13 protein-coding genes are annotated in these 20,026 nt (G+C 37.4%); 8 read left to right on the top strand and 5 right to left on the bottom strand.

What is annotated here, in order from left to right; translation table 11 throughout:
* Positions 1-202: 202 nt before the first annotated feature.
* The 3 genes from K5X82_10655 (at position 203) to aspS (ending at position 6,749) form a co-directional block, all read left to right on the top strand.
* Positions 203-1,711 (top strand): hypothetical protein, encoded by a 1,509-nt coding sequence (locus tag K5X82_10655; GenBank protein ID QZT35775.1) that lies wholly within the window; start codon positions 203-205, stop codon positions 1,709-1,711.
* A gap of 466 nt (positions 1,712-2,177) precedes the next feature.
* Entirely contained in the window at positions 2,178-4,733 is a 2,556-nt protein-coding gene (locus K5X82_10650) for a hypothetical protein (protein ID QZT35774.1), read from the top strand.
* Positions 4,734-4,988: 255 nt separating this feature from the next.
* Complete coding sequence (gene aspS, locus K5X82_10645) at positions 4,989-6,749, top strand: aspartate--tRNA ligase (protein ID QZT35773.1); 1,761 nt, start codon at positions 4,989-4,991, stop codon at positions 6,747-6,749.
* Between the two features lie 175 nt (positions 6,750-6,924).
* Here aspS and lpxA read toward each other — a convergent pair whose 3' ends face one another.
* The 3 genes from lpxA to lpxD all read right to left on the bottom strand — a co-directional run bounded on the left by lpxA (position 6,925) and on the right by lpxD (position 10,442).
* Entirely contained in the window at positions 6,925-7,710 is a 786-nt protein-coding gene (gene lpxA / locus K5X82_10640) for an acyl-ACP--UDP-N-acetylglucosamine O-acyltransferase (protein QZT35772.1), read from the bottom strand.
* 128 nt (positions 7,711-7,838) lie between these two features.
* A complete protein-coding gene (locus tag K5X82_10635; GenBank protein ID QZT35771.1) occupies positions 7,839-9,230 on the bottom strand; it encodes a bifunctional UDP-3-O-[3-hydroxymyristoyl] N-acetylglucosamine deacetylase/3-hydroxyacyl-ACP dehydratase in 1,392 nt (463 codons plus the stop codon).
* A gap of 180 nt (positions 9,231-9,410) precedes the next feature.
* Positions 9,411-10,442, bottom strand: coding sequence for a UDP-3-O-(3-hydroxymyristoyl)glucosamine N-acyltransferase (lpxD, locus tag K5X82_10630; protein ID QZT35770.1), 1,032 nt, complete (start codon positions 10,440-10,442; stop codon positions 9,411-9,413).
* A gap of 345 nt (positions 10,443-10,787) precedes the next feature.
* Between lpxD and rimP the strand changes: the two genes are divergently transcribed.
* The 3 genes from rimP to infB all read left to right on the top strand — a co-directional run bounded on the left by rimP (position 10,788) and on the right by infB (position 15,752).
* Entirely contained in the window at positions 10,788-11,252 is a 465-nt protein-coding gene (gene rimP / locus K5X82_10625) for a ribosome assembly cofactor RimP (GenBank protein QZT35769.1), read from the top strand.
* Positions 11,253-11,264: 12 nt separating this feature from the next.
* Positions 11,265-12,500: a transcription termination factor NusA gene (gene nusA, locus K5X82_10620; protein ID QZT35768.1), complete on the top strand. Its 1,236-nt coding sequence runs from the start codon at positions 11,265-11,267 to the stop codon at positions 12,498-12,500.
* Positions 12,501-12,635: 135 nt separating this feature from the next.
* Complete coding sequence (infB, locus tag K5X82_10615; protein QZT35767.1) at positions 12,636-15,752, top strand: translation initiation factor IF-2; 3,117 nt, start codon at positions 12,636-12,638, stop codon at positions 15,750-15,752.
* A 160-nt stretch (positions 15,753-15,912) separates the two neighbouring features.
* Here the strand turns inward: infB and gcvH are convergent, their stop codons facing one another.
* Positions 15,913-16,293: a glycine cleavage system protein GcvH gene (gene gcvH / locus K5X82_10610; GenBank protein QZT35766.1), complete on the bottom strand. Its 381-nt coding sequence runs from the start codon at positions 16,291-16,293 to the stop codon at positions 15,913-15,915.
* A 148-nt stretch (positions 16,294-16,441) separates the two neighbouring features.
* Here gcvH and tsaE point away from each other — a divergent pair, with 148 nt between their 5' ends.
* Both tsaE and K5X82_10600 read left to right on the top strand, forming a co-directional pair.
* On the top strand, positions 16,442-16,861 hold the full coding sequence (gene tsaE / locus K5X82_10605; protein QZT35765.1) for a tRNA (adenosine(37)-N6)-threonylcarbamoyltransferase complex ATPase subunit type 1 TsaE: 420 nt from the start codon (positions 16,442-16,444) through the stop codon (positions 16,859-16,861).
* Between the two features lie 3 nt (positions 16,862-16,864).
* Complete coding sequence (locus K5X82_10600; GenBank protein ID QZT35764.1) at positions 16,865-18,082, top strand: alanine dehydrogenase; 1,218 nt, start codon at positions 16,865-16,867, stop codon at positions 18,080-18,082.
* Here the strand turns inward: K5X82_10600 and pulA are convergent.
* Positions 18,077-20,020, bottom strand: coding sequence for a type I pullulanase (pulA, locus tag K5X82_10595; protein QZT35763.1), 1,944 nt, complete (start codon positions 20,018-20,020; stop codon positions 18,077-18,079). The genes K5X82_10600 and pulA overlap by 6 nt on opposite strands.
* Positions 20,021-20,026: the final 6 nt, after the last annotated feature.

Here is a 20,026-nt window from a genome sequence, read left to right as displayed (position 1 = left end):
TTAGTTCGTTTATTTTTTAGTGTTGGAGGATTACAGATTTGATTACAATCATGTAATTCTTTTACTCCTACCTGTATAGCTTCTTGGGGGATTAGCTATAGTTCAGGTAGGAGTTTTTTTATTAATGTCAATATGTTTTATTATAAAATATTATTGCATATTGCAGATTCGAAATATCAAAAAACTAACTAAACAGAAATAGATGAAGGCATTAATTATTTTGGTTATTGGACTAATTATAGGTTCATGTACTAAGGCAAAAGAAGAGACGAATATTGAGGAAGAACAGTTTCTTCATAGTATCGAAGTTTCAAGTGTAATTGAAGTTCAAGAAGCTTTGTCCAAAATTAAAGAGGGACAAACTTTGGTACTACTTCCAGGAGAGTATAAGCATTTAAAGCTCGTAGTACGAGCATCAGGAACGTCAAAAAATCCAATCTATATTAAGTCAAAGAAACCTGGAGAAGCTATAATCACAGGTAATTGTAAAGTGGAATTACGTGGGGAGTATATCACCTTAGATGGATTCCTATTTAAGAATGGAATGCGAAACAGTTCAGAGTGGAGGTCCCATGGCCCTGGATTGATTGCTATCTATGGTAGTCATAATCGAGTAACTGAATGTGTTGTGGATGGTTTCAATGATGTTACGAATTCCTATATAACAACTTCATTGACCCCAGAAGGGAAAGCACCACAATACTGTCGTATTGACCACTGCTCATTTATGAATAAAACGACTAATGATCAGGTGATGAACCTTAATAATACGGCCAAGAAGAGTATTACTGGCCCTGCTGGTATTCCAATGTATCATCGTGTTGACCACTGTTATTTTTACAATCCAGTGAAAAAATCTGGTAATGCAGGAGGTGGGGTTCGTATTGGTTACTGGAGAAAAGACTATGGACGATGTAGAGTAGATTCTAACATGTTTGTCCGTCAGAACTCCGAGCCTGAAATCATTACGAGCAAGTCAATGGAGAATATCTATTATCAGAATACCTTTATTGATTGTGATGGAACCATGAACTTTAGACATGGTGACAAGCAAGTTTTGTTACAAAATTTCTTCATTAGTAATGATACGAAACATGATGCAGGAGGAGCATTCATTTGGGGAAGTGGTCACATGATAGCAGGAAACTATTTCTCTTTACGAAGAACCATGGCTAGTAGAGGTCATGCAGCATTGTATTTGAATAGTGGTGCAAAAGAGAAAGAGCATGCCCTTGCATACAATATTACTATTGCAAATAACTTTTTTGCAAATAATAATGGATATGCAGTCGATCTTCAAGGGTTAAAAGATCGAAGAATACCATGGTGTAAGGAGAAGGGGTATACTTATGAGGATCCTCACTCGATCACTTTTAATGGAAATATTTTTTACCAAGAATCATATTCATATGACTTCTTTAGTACTGATCAACCTGCATATGATTTCGGTGTTTTTGAGAAGAACTATATTTATGGCTCACCTCTAGGCATTAATAAAAAAATATCTGAAGTGCTGAGTAAAGAGGATTTTAAATCTAAGGATAGCGATGGTGTATATCCTTTACCTTCATGTTGTAAACCTGCAGAGGTTACATATCGTAATATTGAAGGGATTGATCTGGATATAAGTCAGATTGCATCTGAAGGAGTGAAAGGAAAACCTTTAGTCAAGAATGATGTTGGCGCATCATGGTATAAAATTTACGAATAAAATAATAGATAGGTGGCTTCTTTGTTTATAGAGAGGTCATCTATCTTGTATCTCTTTTGAATAATAACACCTTTATAAATCTACGATCTCTAAGATATTGACAATAGCCCTACTATTTCTCTTCACTTTATTTATTGTGCCATTGTCTTCCGATTCGAATTGATTCCATCTTGATGATCTTTGCTTAAGTATATAAGATTCGTTACCAATAAATTAAACTGAGTTTAATTTTCAACTATTTAAATATGATCTCTTCTTGCCTCAGTCTATATTTAGACATTTGTTTTATGTAAAATGTAATTGAAGTGAGAGAGATATGAGTTAACTTTGAACAGTGATGTTATTTATTGCATAACATCTTGGTGTAGTCATCAATAACAATTATATTAAATGAGTCATCGTAAAAGATATTTAATGCAATAATAAAAAGCAAAGTAAAGGTATATTTAAATAATAGGAAGCAATTATGAGAAGATTATTTACACTGTTTCTTTATCTGTGTATTATTGGTACGGGATATTCAGCATATGCCCAGAATGCATTTCTAGAGAGCAGATACAGTTATTTTTCCTACGAGGATGAAGTGTCGCTTGTGTTACATGATCCTATGGATTTTTCTTTATCAAATACGGAATTGAGGATCGATGGTTTAAAACACTATTTCTCAATACGTCGACTTACACCAAAGGTTTCTCTTTTGTCAATCTCTTCTAAACATCTCGATCAAGGAGCTCATCAAGTAGAACTTGTGGTAAAAGATCAAGCTGTTCTAAGCTGTCGTTTCTCTATTCTTCCTGTAAAGAAGAATGAAGTGAAAGTCGATAGGCTTAGTGGTGGTTTGATGGTGAATGAGCGTCCTTTTTATCCGTTAGGTTTTTATACTCGACTACCTATGGACGAGGTGATAAAAAGAGAGGTCTATCATGGATTTAACATGGTAGGGCCATATCAACGTATTGATGCAGGCGATTTCTCAAAAAGGAAAGCTTATATGGACCTGTGCAATCAATTAGGTTTGAAGGTGAACTATGCTGTTAATTCATTGATTAATAAGAAAGGACTTACACCATCGGAGCAAGCTGTAAATTTCAAACTTCTTGAAGAAGAGGTGATTCGAATGAAGGATCATCCAGCACTTTTATGTTGGTATTTGAATGATGAACCTGTTGGACAAGGTCGTGACCCCAAATATATCCAAAAAGCATATGATCTCATTAAGCAGCTAGATCCTTATCACCCTATCTCTATTGTTTTTATGACACCAGAGAGAGCTTCTGAATTTGAAGGCGGAATGGATATTGCGATGACAGATCCATATCCTATCCCTGGCCCAATTGATGCTGTACCGAATAGTGTAAACTGTTTGATGAACCAGTTCGAATATCGTAAGGGCGTTTGGTATGTTCCTCAAACTTTTGGAGGTGGTGAGTTTTGGCAAAGAGAACCTACCGAAAGAGAGATTCGTGCAATGTGTTATAGCGCTATTCAACAAGGAGCTATGGGACTTCAAGCTTTTATTAAAAAAGGTGTCAATGAATTCCCGAAATCTATAACTTCTTGGAATGGATATGTCAAAGTGGTGAATGAAGTTGGAATGTTAATGCCTTGGCTTAATAGCAAAGCAATGAGACAAGAGCTTACAACTGATGATCCAAATATTTTGGCTTCTTATTGGAGGCGTGATGAATCTGGATTATTGGTGGTTGTTAACAAGTCGAACAAGCCAATGCCTTTCAATGTCGCTCTTCCGTCAGGGTGTCGTGATGAGCAAGTTGAAGTATTGTTTGAAAATCGTATGCTCCCATTTGATAATGCATATGTCAAAGATATGATCGATGGATTAGGTGTTCGTGTTTATAAGATTTATCAACCAAAGAAAGCCAATGATAATATATTGGCTTTTGGAGATTTTGAAGAATTTAGTAGCGCTTCTACTCCCGAATCATGTTATGCTCAAAATAGTAGTTTTGATGGCAGCCGATATTTCTTAGATGCAACCTCATATTATGAAGGAAATTATTCTCTATGTTTCCTTAATAATGGTGAGAACTCTGAAATGGGATTATCTTTTTATCGAACATTAGTCTCTCCGAATCAAGGATATCGCTTGGCATTTTATGCAAAGGCGGAAGGAAGTAGTCAAGATACCCTATTTGTGGAGTTGAAAGGTTTAGGACTTAAGATGCCGTATGTATTAACTCCCAAATGGACAAAATATACATTAGACTTTCATACTGATGCTTCAACTGCACAAATCTCTATTGGTCTCATCTCAAAAGGAAAGGGACGATATTGGCTTGATAATATGGGAATGTATTATGACCCTAATATTCAGGTTAAATCCCTAGAGGATAACAGCTCTTTAGTTGTGATTAAAAAATATAGTCAAGGATCGATCTATTACAAAACTACTAGTCTTGGTAAAAGTAGTCGATGGAAGAAGTATCGACTACCTTTCAAGGTTGATCAAACGACAGAGATTGATGCAGTTGTGAAAGAGCAAGGTAGAGAGATTAATCGATCCTCAAAAGTTGTATTACAGCATATTGGAATGAATGCAAAGATGCAATTAACTGTGCCTGCATCGATCAAATATCCAGGTCTTTTAGGAGACCAGTCTCTATTAGATGGTAAAGATGCTACTACATCTTATTTCGATAAGAATTGGCAAGGTTATGAGGGCACAGATTTGAGAGGGGATATTGACCTACAGTCAATAGAGCCAATTCACCGACTGAGGTTTAGTTTTTTAGATGATGTAAAAAATGGTATTCACCTTCCAAAGAGAGTAAAAGTGTGGGTTTCCAAAGATGGAAATAATTACCGATTATTATCTGAGGTAGATGTTACACGAGAGACGAATACAGAGAGCTCTCCGAAACATGTGCCTATTGATTGTTTGATGAATACAGATGCACAGTTTATTAGATATGAGGTGGTAACTCAACATGTTGTTCCTGACGGATTCTTATTTAAAGGAACTAAGGCATGGACATTTATTGATGAAATAGAGGTGTATTAAACTTTAGTTTCATGATACTTAGGTCATACAAAAAAGGCTATCTTCATTAAAGGTAGCCTTTTTTGTATAATATAGCGTGATGGTATAATAATTATATGAACCATAAAATATCGTATAATTAACCATGAGAATAATCGAAGAGAAGTGTAGGATAAAAGAAACTGATTTTTCTGATGAAAAGAAGTATTGAATGAACTCCTTATCCCATTTTTTCTTTCTATTTTTGTGTTTTGAAATGTAAAATAAGAGATAACGATGTATAGAACACATACTTGTGGCGAGTTACGACTTGCCAATGTAGACCAAGAAGTGACCTTGAGTGGTTGGGTGCAACGTGTACGTGATTTAGGAGCAATGAGTTTCGTAGATTTACGTGATCGCTATGGGATAACACAGCTGGTGGTTGATGAAAATAGTGATGCTTCTATTCGTGATGCTGTTAACCAACTTGGTAGAGAGTTTGTGATTCAGGCAACAGGAGTAGTAAGAGAGCGTTCAAGTAAAAATGAAAAGATTCCTACAGGAGCAGTAGAGATTGCTCTTACTTCAGTAGCAATCCTAAATAAAGCTGAACTTCCTCCATTTACTATTGAAGATGATACGGATGGTGGCGATGAAATTCGTATGAAGTATCGTTACTTGGATCTACGTCGTAATCCGGTAAGAGAAAATTTAGTACTTCGTTCGAAGATGGCTCATGCGGTTCGTTCTTTCCTTAACGATAAAGAATTTATCGAGACAGAAACTCCTGTATTGATAAAATCTACACCTGAAGGAGCGCGTGACTTTATTGTACCTTCTCGTATGAATGAAGGTCAGTTTTATGCTCTTCCACAAAGTCCACAGGTGTTTAAACAGCTGTTGATGGTTTCTGGTTTTGATCGTTACTATCAGATAGTAAAATGCTTCCGTGATGAAGATTTACGTGCTGATCGTCAACCAGAATTTACACAGATTGATTGTGAGATGTCGTTTGTGGAGCAAGAGGATATCTTGAATTTATTTGAGGGAATGACACGTCATCTTTTCAAAGAGCTTAAAGGGATTGATCCAGGAGAATTTGCACGTATGCCTTATTCTACTGCAATGGCTAAGTATGGTTCGGATAAGCCAGATATACGTTTTGAGATGTTGATCGAAGAGATTACTTCTACGGTCCAAGGTCAAAACTTTAAGGTATTTGATGAGTCAGAGTATGTTGGAGCAATCGTAGTTAAAGGAGCTGCGACATTCACTCGTAAGAAACTTGATAAGTTGACTGATTATGTGAAACGTCCACAGATTGGTGCTAAAGGTATGGTATACGTGAAGTGCAATGAAGATGGTGCCTTAAAGTCATCTGTTGATAAATTTTACGATGCAACACAGTTAGCACGTTGGGCTGAGGCAACGAAAGCCGATTCGGGTGATTTAATATTGGTGTTGTCAGGAGACAAGGCACACACGTTAAATGCATTAGGTGAACTTCGCTTAGAAGTGGCTCGTCAAGAAGGTTTGATGAACAAAGAGGAGTTTAAGCCGATGTGGGTAGTTGATTTTCCTCTACTAGAGTGGGATGACGATTCGAAACGTTTTCATGCTATGCACCATCCATTTACTTCACCTAAGAAAGAAGATTTCGATTTGATTGAAAGTGATCCTGGTGCCGTTCGTGCTAATGCATATGACCTTGTGATTAACGGTGTTGAGATCGGAGGAGGATCAGTTCGTATTTTTGATAAAGCGCTTCAAGCTAAAATGTTTGATCTACTAGGATTCACTCCTGAAGAGGCTCAAGCTCAGTTTGGTTTCTTGATGGATGCATTTAAATATGGTGCTCCACCACATGCTGGTATTGCTTTTGGCTTTGACCGTTTGGTTTCAATGTTCGCAGGGTTGGATACAATCCGTGATGTAATTGCTTTCCCTAAGAATAATTCGGGACGTGATGTGATGATCGATTCACCATCTCCAGTAGCAAAAGAGCAGTTGGATGAATTGTGTTTATCATCTATTGCAAAAGAAGATAAAGAATAATCACTAGATTATATATGATAAAAAAAGGAACTCTAAGGAGTTCCTTTTTTTAGATCTTAGAGATCCAAATAAAAAAGGCTATCTGATCCTGAGCATCCGATAGCCTTTTTTTATTCCGATAGCCTTTTTTTATTCCGATAGCCTTTTTTTATTCCGATAGCGTTTTTAGTCGTCGTTATTTCTCAGAATAGTATCCTTTGATTACGCCTCTGTGTGACTCCTTCACGAACTCCATGATCATATCACGTTCTTCTGATTGAGGGATCTCAGTCGCGATAATTTCAAGTGCTTGTTTGTTGTTGTAGCCTTTTTGATAAAGAAAACGATAGACATCTTGTATCTCACGAATCTTATCATTAGAGTATTGTCTTCGACGAAGACCAATTGAGTTGACACCAACAAAAGAGAGAGGTTCTCTTCCTGCTTTTACAAATGGAGGAATATCTTTCCCAACACGTGAACCACCACTTACCATCACATGTTCACCGATGCGGCAGAATTGGTGAACCAATGTTCCACCACCAAGGATAGCCCAATCATGTACACGTACTTCTCCAGCAAGCTGAGTGCTATTGGCTAGGATTACAGCGTTTCCAACCACACAATCATGTGCGATATGAGAGTATGCCATGATAAGGCAGTTGTTTCCAACTACTGTTTTCATTGCAGCTGATGTTCCTTTATTGATGGTAACAAATTCACGTATTGTATTGTTATCACCAATTTCAACAGTTGTGTACTCTCCTTTATATTTTAAATCTTGAGGGTCTCCACCAATCACAGCTCCTGAATGGATTTTACAATTCTTTCCGATACGTGTACCAGGAAGAATAGTCACATTCGAACTGATATATGTTCCGTCTCCAATAACTACGTCATTGTAGATGGTTGCAAAAGGTTCGATGGTTACATTCTGACCTATTTTTGCCTCAGGATGAATGTATGCTAACGATTCTTTCATTCGAGATAGTATTAAGTCTTAATAATTAAGAACAAATAATTTAATTCCGGACAAAGTTATAAAAAAAGATCAATCCTAGAACTATCTGTATGAAATAGAGAAGAATTGATCTTTTTTGCTTTGTTGAATTATTTAATTTCAACAATTTGAGCCATGAACTCACCCTCTGCTACAAGGGAGTTACCGACGTAAGCATAGCCTTTCATATGGGCAACGCCTCTTCTAACTTCACCTAATAGTTCAAGTTTGAAAATAACAGTATCACCAGGGATTACTTTTTTTCGGAACTTGATGTTGTCCATTTTCATGAAATAAGTTCCAAATTTCTTATCTGGATGATTAGATAAGACATAGATTCCTCCACATTGTGCCATTGCTTCAATAAGAAGTACTCCAGGCATTACTGGTTCTTCAGGAAAATGTCCTTGGAAGAATGGTTCATTAAATGTTATATTTTTTACTCCAACAATGTAATTGTCTCTCTTCTCAATAATTTTATCGATAAGAAGGAAAGGGTAACGATGCGGAAGCATCTTTTTGATATCATAGATGTCAAAAAGTGGTTTTGCTTTAGGATCGTATTGTGGGATCTTATTCTTCTGCTCCTCTTTGCAGATCTCTTTCATGATCAATTTACCAAACTCGGTGTTGGCATGATGACCTGGGCGAGTTGCAATAATACGTCCTTTGATTCTTTTCCCAACTAATGCAAGGTCGCCAATAACATCTAGTAGTTTATGTCTTGCAGGTTCATTGTTGAAATGTAGATCCAAGTTATTAAGAATGCCAATCTTGTCAGCATCGATATTATCTTGATTAAATAGAGAGGCAATGCGATTTAAATCTTCTTGCTTCATCTTTTTATCCATAATAACGATAGCGTTATCAAGATCTCCTCCTTTTACAAGGTTGTGTTGAAGAAGCATCTCAAGTTCGCGAACAAAAACAAAGGTACGACAAGGTGCAATCTCTTTTTCGAAATCAGTAATGTTATCCAATGATGCAAATTGATTTCCCAGTACGACAGAGTCAAATGAGATTAATACATTCAATCGGAAGTCATCATCAGGAAGTGCAATGATCTCTATACCCTTTTCAGTGTCAGTATAAGTGATCTTCTCCTTTATTTCGAAATATTCTCTTGGTGCTTCTTGGTTCTTTAACCCTGCCTTTTTTAGAGCATTCATGATTTTGATAGAACTTCCGTCCATGATTGGGGCTTCGGGTCCATCTAATTCAATAAGTACATTGTCAAGGTCAGAGGCAATTAGTGCAGCCATTGTATGTTCGATGGTCGAAATACGAATATCACCTAATTGAAGAACAGTCCCTCTAGAGGTGTCTGTTACTAGTGATAGGTCAGCATCTAATATTGGTTGTCCTTCAATATCGATACGTTTGAACTTGAATCCATGATTTTCTGACGCAGGAAGGAATGTCATTGTAACATTCGCTCCAGTGTGAAGCCCTTTGCCTGAAATGGAAACCGGTTCTAAAATGGTCTTTTGTATATCGTTCATTACTTTACAAAAAAAGATTTAGCTTTACTATACGTCTATTTTGACAAACAATAAACAACGCACTTTTGTTTATTGCTTGTTAAATTATTGAAATATAGCTAAAATAAAATAAACATCTTTATTGTCTCTATCGTTTGGCGTTTGATTATAGTATCTATAGAGAAGATGTATCCAGCGTTATTAAAGGTCTAATGACTTGATCTTTTTAGATAGTGCATTAATCTCTTTTCTTAATTCTGGAAGTTTTCTTTTTACTGCTTCGATACGGAATGCTTGTTTTGCATCTAAGGCAGGAGTTCCAAAAAGTGTTTGTCCCTCTTTTACATCTGACATAATACCAGCTTGTGCTGCAAGAGTCGTTTTGTCTCCAATCTTAAGGTGACCTGCAATACCTACTTGTCCTGCAAATATACAGTTCTTTCCAACCTTAGTTGATCCTGCAATACCAGTTTGAGAGGCCATTACTGTGTTTTCACCAATTACAACATTGTGTGCAATCTGTACAAGGTTGTCGATCTTAACCCCTTTTTTGATTAAGGTTGATCCCATCGTAGCACAGTCAATAGCCGCATTCGCTCCTATTTCAACGCAATCTTCTAGTTTTACATTTCCAATTTGAGCTATCTTTTTGTAAGATCCATCTTCTGTTGGAGCGAAACCAAATCCATCAGATCCAAGTACAGCACCTGCATGGATAATACACTCATTCCCTATTTGTGTATGTGGGTAGAGTTTTGCACCAGCATAGATGATCACATTATCACCAATGGTTGTATTATCGCCAATATATGCATTAGGATAAATCTTTACATTATCCCCAATACATACGTTCTCTCCAATGTAAGCAAAGGCGCCGATATAAATATCTTCACCAATTGTCGCACTCTTAGAGATGAAACTAGGCTCTTCGACACCAACTTTTTGAGGTTGCATCTCAGCATAAGCATTTAGTAGTGTTGCAATGGCCTGATATGGATCTTCTACACGGATAAGTGTGCAATTAAGATCTTTTTCAGGAGTGAAGTCGTTTTTAACTATTACAACTGATGCTTGGGTATTATAGATATGGTGGGTATAACTTGGGTTGGAAAGGAAGGCCAATGTTTCAGGCTTACTATCATCAATCTTAGAGACATTTTTGATGATCGCATTTTCGTCGCCATCTACCGTTCCTCCTATGATGGCTGCAATGTCTTGGGCCGTGAATTTCATAATATTATAACGTTTTCGTGAATTTCGTCATTTGTGCTGAAGATCTCTATTGTTACAAAAATATTGTTGATCTTCAGTCTACAAATGTACAAATAGTTTGTGGATTCGACTTTAAAAGAGTTAGAAATAGAGTTTAAAAAAGTCATTCATGGACATAATATGACAATTTTTTAGCCTATTCATGCTAAGATTAGACATATCTACGACGAAGTTCGAAAATGAAATGACTTTTAAGAGCTAATGTATTTGTAATCAATTTTGTTTTTTTATATTTTTGTGGCAGAATTGAGCGAGATGTACAACTGGGGGACACTAAAGTCCCCTATTTTGTTAAGTCATATTGAAATGATTAGTAAAGATACCGTATATAAATTATTAGAGGAGAAACTAGTGGGAGATCTATTTTTAGTAGATCTAACTATTTCGTCTTCAAACGTTATCACCGTTGTGGTGGATAGCGATACAAGTGTAAATGTGGATACTTGCATCGAGCTAAGTCGACAAGTGGAACATAACCTTGACCGAGAGTCTGAAGATTTTGAATTGACAGTGTATTCGGCAGGTGTAGGAGAACCATTACAATTACCTCGTCAGTATAATAAGAATCTTGGACGTGATCTTGATGTTGTAACATCTCAAGGTGAAAAATATATCGGTGTCCTTAAAGAAGCTGACCAGGATAAATTTGTTATTGAAGTAAGTAAGAAAGAACGTGTAGAGGGAAAGAAAAAGAAAGTTGTCGTTACAACAGAGCATACTTTCCCATATGCGGATATAAAAACAGCGAAAGTTGTAGTTTCATTCAAGTAAAAATCAGAGGCAATGGATAACCTTAATTTGATTGATACTTTCTCGGAGTTTAAGGAGTTGAAAAATATTGATCGTGCTACCATGATGAGTGTTTTGGAAGACGTTTTTAGAAGCGTACTACAAAAGCAATTTGGTACCGATGAGAATTTTGATGTGATCATAAACCCTGATAAAGGAGATCTAGAGATATTTAGGAATCGTGAAGTCGTAAAAGATGAAGATTTAGAAGATCCTAATCTTCAAATTTCTCTATCAGAAGCAAAAAAGATTGATTCTGATTATGAGTTGGGAGAAGATGTTACTGACGAAGTTAGTTTCAAAGACTTTGGACGTCGTGCAATCCTTAATCTACGACAAAATCTAGCAGCTCGTATTTTAGAGCTAGAGAAAGATAATATCTACAACGAGTACAAATCTAAGATTGGACAGATTGTAACAGGGGAAGTCTATCAAATTTGGAAGCGTGAGATTTTGATCCTTGATGATGAGGAGAATGAACTTTTGCTACCTAAAACGGAACAAATCCCTTCTGACTTTTTCCGTAAAGGAGATTCTGTTAGAGCGATTGTTACCAATGTAGAGATGCGTAATAGCAATCCAATGATTATGCTATCTCGTACGTCGCCTGATTTCCTTGCACGTTTGTTCGAATTGGAAGTGCCAGAGATCTATGATGGCTTAATAACCATCAAAAAGATTGAACGTGTTCCTGGTGAAAGAGCAAAAGTTGCTGTCGAATCATATGATGAACGTATTGACCCTGTTGGTGCGTGTGTCGGAATGAAAGGATCACGTATTCATGGGATTGTTCGTGAGTTAAAGAATGAGAATATTGATGTGGTAAACTATACCAACAATGTTCAACTATATATTCAAAGAGCGCTTAACCCTGCACAAGTAACTTCGACTCGTATTAACGAGGAAGCAAGAAAAGCAGATGTGTTTTTGCGTCCTGATCAAGTTTCCCTAGCTATTGGTAAGGGAGGTTTAAATATTCGTCTTGCAAGTCGACTTACTGGTTACGAGATCGATGTATATCGTGAAGCAGAAGAAGATGATGAAGATGTAAGTATTGATGAATTCTCTGATGAAATCGATGAATGGATTATTCGTTCATTAAAATCTATTGGATGTGATACTGCAAGAAGTGTATTGCATTTGAGTCGAGAAGAATTAATAAAACGTACAGACCTTGAAGAAGAGACCGTAGATGAAATAATTGAGATTTTCCAATCGGAATTTGAGTAGATTATGTCATAGATATTAGGTTGGGGCTGAATTTAGCCCCACTTCCTTGTTTTTAAGTTGATAATCATAAACAGGAAGTATAAAGGATAGGTCTGTTACTGAGAATACTTTAATTTAAAAAATTCAAAGCATTATATGGTTTCAGAAGGAAAAAGATTAAGTAAGGTGGCTAAAGAACTCAATGTGGGGATTTCTACTATTACTGACTTCTTACAAAAGAAGGGCTTCGACGTGAAGTTGAATCCTAACACAAAGATAGAACCTTCTATGGTTAAAGAGTTAGAGAGTGAATTTCGTAATGATCACGATCTAAAAAAAGCAAGCGAGAAGGTGCATTTACGTCCAAATAGTCGTAAATCTAAAGAGTCTACTACATCCGATAATGGTGACGATGTTGGCGAAACTCCTAAGAATGAAAGTGCTCCAGTTCCTGAAGCTCCTCCTGCTCAGGTTGAGAAAGTGTCTGGTAGTGTGAAGAAAGAGGAGACGGTTGAAGAGAGTGTCGAAAAACCAAAGCTTAAAGTTTTGGGTAAGATAGAACTGCCTTCTACAAAAAAGCCGAAGAAAGAAAAGAAATCACCAGAACAAAAGAAGGCTATTGAGCCTACGAAAACTCTTCCAAAAGAATCACCAGTTGCTAAAACAACTTCTGAAACAATCCAACATAAAGCAAAGAAAGAAGTTTCTTCTAAGAAGGAATTGAAAGAAAAATCTCCTGAGGTCCGAAAGAAAAAGGCTGTTGATGAGCAACGTGTCATCGAAACTGCAGTTAAAGAAAAGCCGCAAGTCGAACTATCGACACTTCAGGAAGCTTCATCATCAGATATTACAAATAAGACGGACAAAGGTTTAGACAAGCCTAAAGAGGAAAGTAACGAAAGAATGACTAAAGAAAACGGAAAAACGGATCAAGCTAACAAACCTGCGACGACCACTAAAGACGATGTGTTTCACACAGAAAGACAGAAACTGTCAGGTCCTAAGGTTGTTGGGAAAATTGAGCTTCCAGTAGAAAAGAAAACAGACAAATCTTCTAAGTCTGATAAGAACAAAAAGAAGAGAAAGCGTCTTCCTAAAGAGAAGGTTGACATCAATGCTAAAGGAGGTGAAGGAGCAAATAAAGGTCCTGGAAACCGTGGCAAAGGTGGACCTCGTGGTGGACAAGGTCAGAATGGCCCTCGTAATGGACAAGGTCAAAATGGCAATAATAACAATAAAGACGCCAACGGAAATAATACGAACAATCGTAACCGTCCTGGACAAGCTGGTGCACAGAACCGAAATAATAGTCAACGTCCGAATAACCGTAAGAACATTAAAGGTGGTCGTAAGCCAATAGTGAAGAAAGAGGTTACGGAAGAAGACGTACAAAAACAAATTAAGGACACTTTAGCACGTTTGACTTCTAAAGGTAAGTCAAAAGGATCTAAGCACCGTCGTGATAAGAGACAGGCAGCTAGTGAAAAAGTAGCTAAAGAAGAAGCTGTTCTTCAACAAGATAAGAAAGTACTAAAGGTTACAGAGTTCGTATCTGTTAGTGAATTGGCAACCATGATGGATGTTACCGCTACTCAGGTTATTGCGACATGTATGAACCTTGGAACTATGGTATCTATTAACCAACGTTTGGATGCAGAGACTTTAAATATCGTTGCTGAAGAGTTTGGTTATAAAGTAGACTTCATCTCTGTTGAGGTGCAGGAAGCTATTGCTGAGGAAGTAGATAAAGATGAAGACATGGACGTACGTCCTCCGATCATTACTGTGATGGGACACGTTGACCATGGTAAGACATCTCTTCTTGATTATGTTCGTAAAGCGAATGTAATTGCTGGTGAGGCTGGTGGTATCACACAGCACATCGGTGCATATAATGTAACTTTGGAAGATGGTCGTAAGATTACTTTCTTAGATACACCAGGTCACGAGGCCTTTACAGCCATGCGTGCTCGTGGTGCTCAGGTTACCGATGTTGCAATTATTATTGTAGCAGCTGATGATAACGTGATGCCACAGACTATTGAAGCTATTAATCACGCCTCTGCAGCAGGTGTACCTATCGTGTTTGCTATAAACAAAGTGGATAGAGATGCTGCAGATCCAGAGCGTATCAAGAGCGAACTTGCGAACCTTAACTACATGGTAGAAGATTGGGGTGGTAAGTATCAATCTCAAGAGATCTCAGCAAAAACAGGTATGGGAGTATCTGAACTGTTGGATAAAGTTCTTCTTGAGTCTGAAATGCTAGACCTTAAGGCAAATCCAAACAAGAGAGCTATTGGTTCTGTTATTGAATCATCTCTTGACCGTGGTAGAGGTTATACATCTACTATCTTAGTCGAGTCAGGTTCACTTCGTGTTGGTGATGTAATTCTTGCTGGTCCTTATCATGGACACGTAAAGGCAATGTTTAACGAGCGTAACCAACAAGTAAAAGTAGTTGGACCATCTGAGCCAGTTTTGATCCTTGGATTGAATGGTGCTCCTCAGGCAGGTGATAAATTCAACTGTATGGAGAGTGAGCGTGAAGCACGTCAGATTGCAAACAAACGTGAGCAACTTCAACGTGAGCAAGGTTTGAGGACTCAGAAGCATATTACTCTTGATGAAATTGGACGTCGTATTGCAATTGGTAACTTCCAAGAGCTAAATGTGATTGTTAAAGGTGATGTGGATGGTTCTATTGAAGCACTATCTGACTCATTGATTAAACTTTCAACAGAAGAGATTCAGGTTAATATCATTCACAAGGCAGTTGGTCAGATCTCTGAATCTGATGTGATGTTAGCAACTGCATCTAATGCGATCGTTGTTGGTTTCCAAGTACGTCCTTCTATGGGTGCTCGTAAGTTAGCAGAGAAAGAAGAGATTGATATCCGTCTTTACTCGATTATCTACGATGCAATCGAAGAAGTGAAGTCTGCAATGGAAGGTATGTTATCACCAGAAATCAAGGAAGAGATTATTGCTACCGTGGAGATACGTGAGACATTCAAAATCTCTAAAGTGGGTACAATTGCTGGATGTTTCGTTAGAGAAGGTAAAATCTCTCGTAACTCTAAGATCCGCCTAATCCGTGATGGTATTGTTGTATATACTGGAGAGTTGGCTGCATTGAAACGTTTCAAAGATGATGTGAAAGAGGTAACTCATGGATACGAGTGTGGTATCAGTATTGAGAAATACAATGACCTACGTGTTGATGATATTATCGAAGCATATGAACTAGTTGAGATTGCGAAGAAGCTTTAATTAGCGCCTCGTAATATATCATTATAAAAAATGCTGTTCTTTTCGAGGAACAGCATTTCTTTTTATGTAGTAGTCGACAAGAAATATCTATGACACAAAAAAGAGGTTGTTATTTAATAACAACCTCTTTTGTAGTTATGGTAATTTACAATGATATCACCTATTCGCTAACCAATTCAGTGTAAGCACTAGCTTCAAGAAGTGCTTCAAGCTCCGAAGTGTCTGCGATCTCAATTTTGATCATCCAACCATCTCCAAAAGGATCTTTATTTACCAATTCAGGAGCATCCTCAAGACCAGCATTTACTTCTACTACCTTACCTGATAGAGGCATAAATAGATCAGATACTGTTTTTACAGCTTCCACTGTACCGAAAACTTCTTCCTTCTCTAGATCTTCGTCTTCAGTCTCAATTTCAACATAAACAATCTCACCAAGCTCTGACTGAGCAAAGTCCGTAATACCTACAGTAGCAATGTTACCATCTACTTTAATCCATTCGTGATCTTTGGTATACTTTAGATTTTCTGGAATATTCATAGCTTTAATTTTAATCTTTTTGTAACTTTCCCCTAAGTTAGAATATTTTTTTTAATAAAAATCTAGTGTGGGTCAATGAGTGATAAAAAACATATAAATTTGGCTGATACTAATTTAAGGTTAAGTTGAAACTATTTTCATTGATAATATGTTTAAAGAAGTAATTCAATCTATTGGAGATATAGAGAGAGTGGCTCAAGCATTTCTTGAGGCACATTCAGAGGAGAAGGTATTTGCTTTTTATGGCGAGATGGGGGTTGGTAAAACCACATTCATAAAAGCATTGTGTGATGCATTAGAGGTAGAGGATTATGTAACTAGTCCTACATTCTCATTGGTAAATGAGTATAGTAGTAACAAAGGAAACGTGTATCATTTCGATTTCTACCGGATAAAAAATATTCATGAAGTCTATGACTTCGGTTATGAGGAGTACTTCTATTCAAACAATATCTGTTTGATAGAGTGGCCTGAATTAATAGATCCTCTATTGCCATCAAATACAGTCGTGGTAAAGCTTGAGGAGCTAGAGAATGGACAGAGACAGATTACGACAGAAAAATTATAGTTTATGAATGATCGGGACTTATTAAAACTGGAATCATTAACACAGCAGAAGCTTCTTCCTCAGGAAGAACTTAAACGTCATTTTTCTAGAAAACAACAGTTGACTATTGGGGTATTGGGTACAGATCAGCGTGTAGAAAACCGTATTCCTCTAACTCCGCAAGGATGTGAACTGCTGATCAAAAATGGTAATGTGATACGAATGTTTTCTCAAGCAGGTAAAGGAGCCAGTTTTAATGATGTCGATTATTCAGAATATGGTGTGGAGATATGCCATAGTATTGAAGAGGTCTATCAGAGCAAAATCATAGTAAAAATGACTCCATTAGATCGACATGATCTTAAATATTTGAAAAAGGGGCATGTGATTTTGTCTCCACTACATCTGTATCTTCAAAACAAGGAGCATATTCAGGCTCTATTGCGTAAGAGAGTAACATGTGTTGCTTTTGAGTATCTACAGAACGACTATAATGCCTATCCCATAACACAGATTCTTTCTGAAATATCGGGAATGCTTTCTATTCAGGTGGCATCTAATTATCTCTCTAATGATAACAATGGTAGGGGAGTCTTTCTGGGTGGAATCACAGGGATCTCTCCCTCAGAAGTGGTTATTCTAGGATCAAGTACTGCTGCGGAGTATGCTGCACGGACGGCTCTTGGTATGGGGGCTACAGTGAAAATATTCGACGACTGTGTGAATCGTCTAAGAGATTTAAATGAGAAGCTCGGTGGGCGTATATCCACCTCTATATTTTATCCTCAGGCGCTCTCTAAAGCCTTTAAAAGTGCAGATGTTGTCATTGGTGCTTTGTCACAGAATAGTCCTTTAGAACTCTTTATTCCTGAAGATATGATGGATATTCTGAAGAAAGGTAGTGTCGTTGTCGATTTAAACATGATGCAAGGGGGATGCTTTGAGACTTCTGAGTTGAGAGGAGTAAAGGAGCCATACTTTACTAAGAATGGAATCGTACACTACTGCGTTCGAGATATCACAACACGAGTCTCTAGAACTGCTTCCATCGCACTAAGCAATGTGTTAACGTCAGTACTTTTAGAACTCTCTAATTGTCCGAGCATAGAACAACATATTCGATATCACATCGGATTTGCTGAAGGAGTCTATATCTACAATGGAGTGTTAACCAACGAAGATGTTGGTCAACGACTCGGATTAGATTATAAGAATTTGAATCTTCTGTTTCCAATACTATAACAAGATAAATATATTGGCAGAGACTGGAGATAGAGAGATCTTATTCGATGGTATAACATGCGGTGCTACTTCGTACTTAAGTAGGTCGAATCGTGCCCAGCTGGCATGTGGTACCTCTTGCTCGATGATTTCATTATTATTGTTAAAGGCTACCAATATTTTATTCCCGAAACCAGGGATCAGCTCTTTATGATTCAAAATAAAGCTAACCACTCCCTGCTTGTAGTCTTCGACAAAATGTAACCTCTGAATAATTTCATCCTCTCTTTGCAGCCTAAAGGAGTTCACCTCTTTTCTTAGTTGTATGAGATGTTCCACATATTTTGAAAGAGATGCAACATGACCTTTCTTACGACTCCAAACAATTTGATTAATAAAGTCTGGTGAATTATAACTATTACGTACTCCCTTCTTTGTTCGTAAGAGCTCTACTCCGCTATGGAAAAATGGAATTCCTTGGGAAAGCATATTAATAGCCATCGCAAGCTTGATCCTATTGATGATCATATTATCCTCTTCTAAAGGCAGAGTGATCTTCAACTTATCGTATATTGTATAGTCATCATGACACGAAAAGTAATTAACTACCTGCGTTGGGTTGTTCGCCCACAAATACCCTTTATCTTTTAAATACTCAGGATCTATCTGAGGGTGAGATAAACCTCCAACAATTGCTTTCTTCAGATCCTCTTCTTGTCCTCTCATACCAGAGATAAATCCAATAGAAGTATCTGAAAACTGCGACCCTTTTACAGTATCCCTAAAGTCATCTGAGAAACAAGCAATTTGATTTAACAGTGTCGTGTTTTTCTTAACCGCCCTCTTCGACTCCTCAAGAACAGAGGTATCTGCTGTCCACCCTTCGCCATACAATAAAATAGAAGGATTGATCTCTCTTAATGTAGTTGCAATGATATTCATGGTCTCTAGGTCGTAAATGCCCATTAAGTCAAACCGAAAACCATCAATATGATACTCTTCGCACCAATACTTTAAAGAGTCAATCAGATATTTTCTTGCCATGTGCTTCTCTGAGGCAAATTCATTTCCACAACCACTAGCATTCGAAAGAGAACCATCTTCTTTGTGCCTAAAGAAGTAGCCTGGCTCTGTTTGATCAAAATAGTTCCCTTCGATTAGTCCTGTATGGTTATAAACCACATCTAAAACGACTCCAATGTCTTTCTTATGTAGCGTCGAAACAAGTTGCTTAAACTCCGTGACTCTTTTTAATCCGTCATAAGGAGTTGTCGCATAGGAACCCTCAAGGGTGTTGAAATTTAATGGGTCATATCCCCAATTGTATCCTTCGTTCGGAGTACGTTCATCTAACTTGCAATAATCCGAAACGGGGAGCAGATGAGCATGTGATATTCCTAAATCTTCTAAATGGCTAAGTGCTGTAGATTCTCCATATGAATTGTGCGTTGCCTCTTCTGTCAACCCTAGGAAGAGTCCTTGATGCTCAACTCCAGAGTCTGGATGTTTGGTAAAATCACGAATATTCATCTCGTATATTACAGCATCAGTATAGCTCTCAAGAGAGATGAAAGTATCCTTTTCCCATTCAGGTGGATTGGTTTTTAGAGGGTCAAAGATCACTCCTCTGTGTCCATTCACTCCCGTAGAGTAAGCATAAATGTCTGGGATCTCATCAAGCCATTTACCGTGATTCTTTACCTGTATCGTATAGTAGAATCCATGTAGATCTTTTTGAATGGATGCTTCCCAAAAACCATCATTATCTCTATTTAACTTGGTCTCTATGACCAAACGACCAGCGGTCCCTTTATCATAGATACGCCATATAACATTTTCGGCTGAAGGTGCCCATATCGAGATGGTGGTGACTTTCTCTCTATAGGATATCCCAAGTTTCTTATTCAAGAATGAGAGGCTTCTGTTGGCATTATGATTGGTTGTTTCGAGTGTAGTCATAAGCAA

It is taken from the genome of Prolixibacteraceae bacterium (genome assembly GCA_019856515.1).
Lineage (GTDB): Bacteria > Bacteroidota > Bacteroidia > Bacteroidales > Prolixibacteraceae > Halosquirtibacter > Halosquirtibacter xylanolyticus.
The sequence above is the reverse complement of the archived record's forward strand: the minus strand, read 5'-3'. Positions and strand labels throughout refer to the sequence as shown.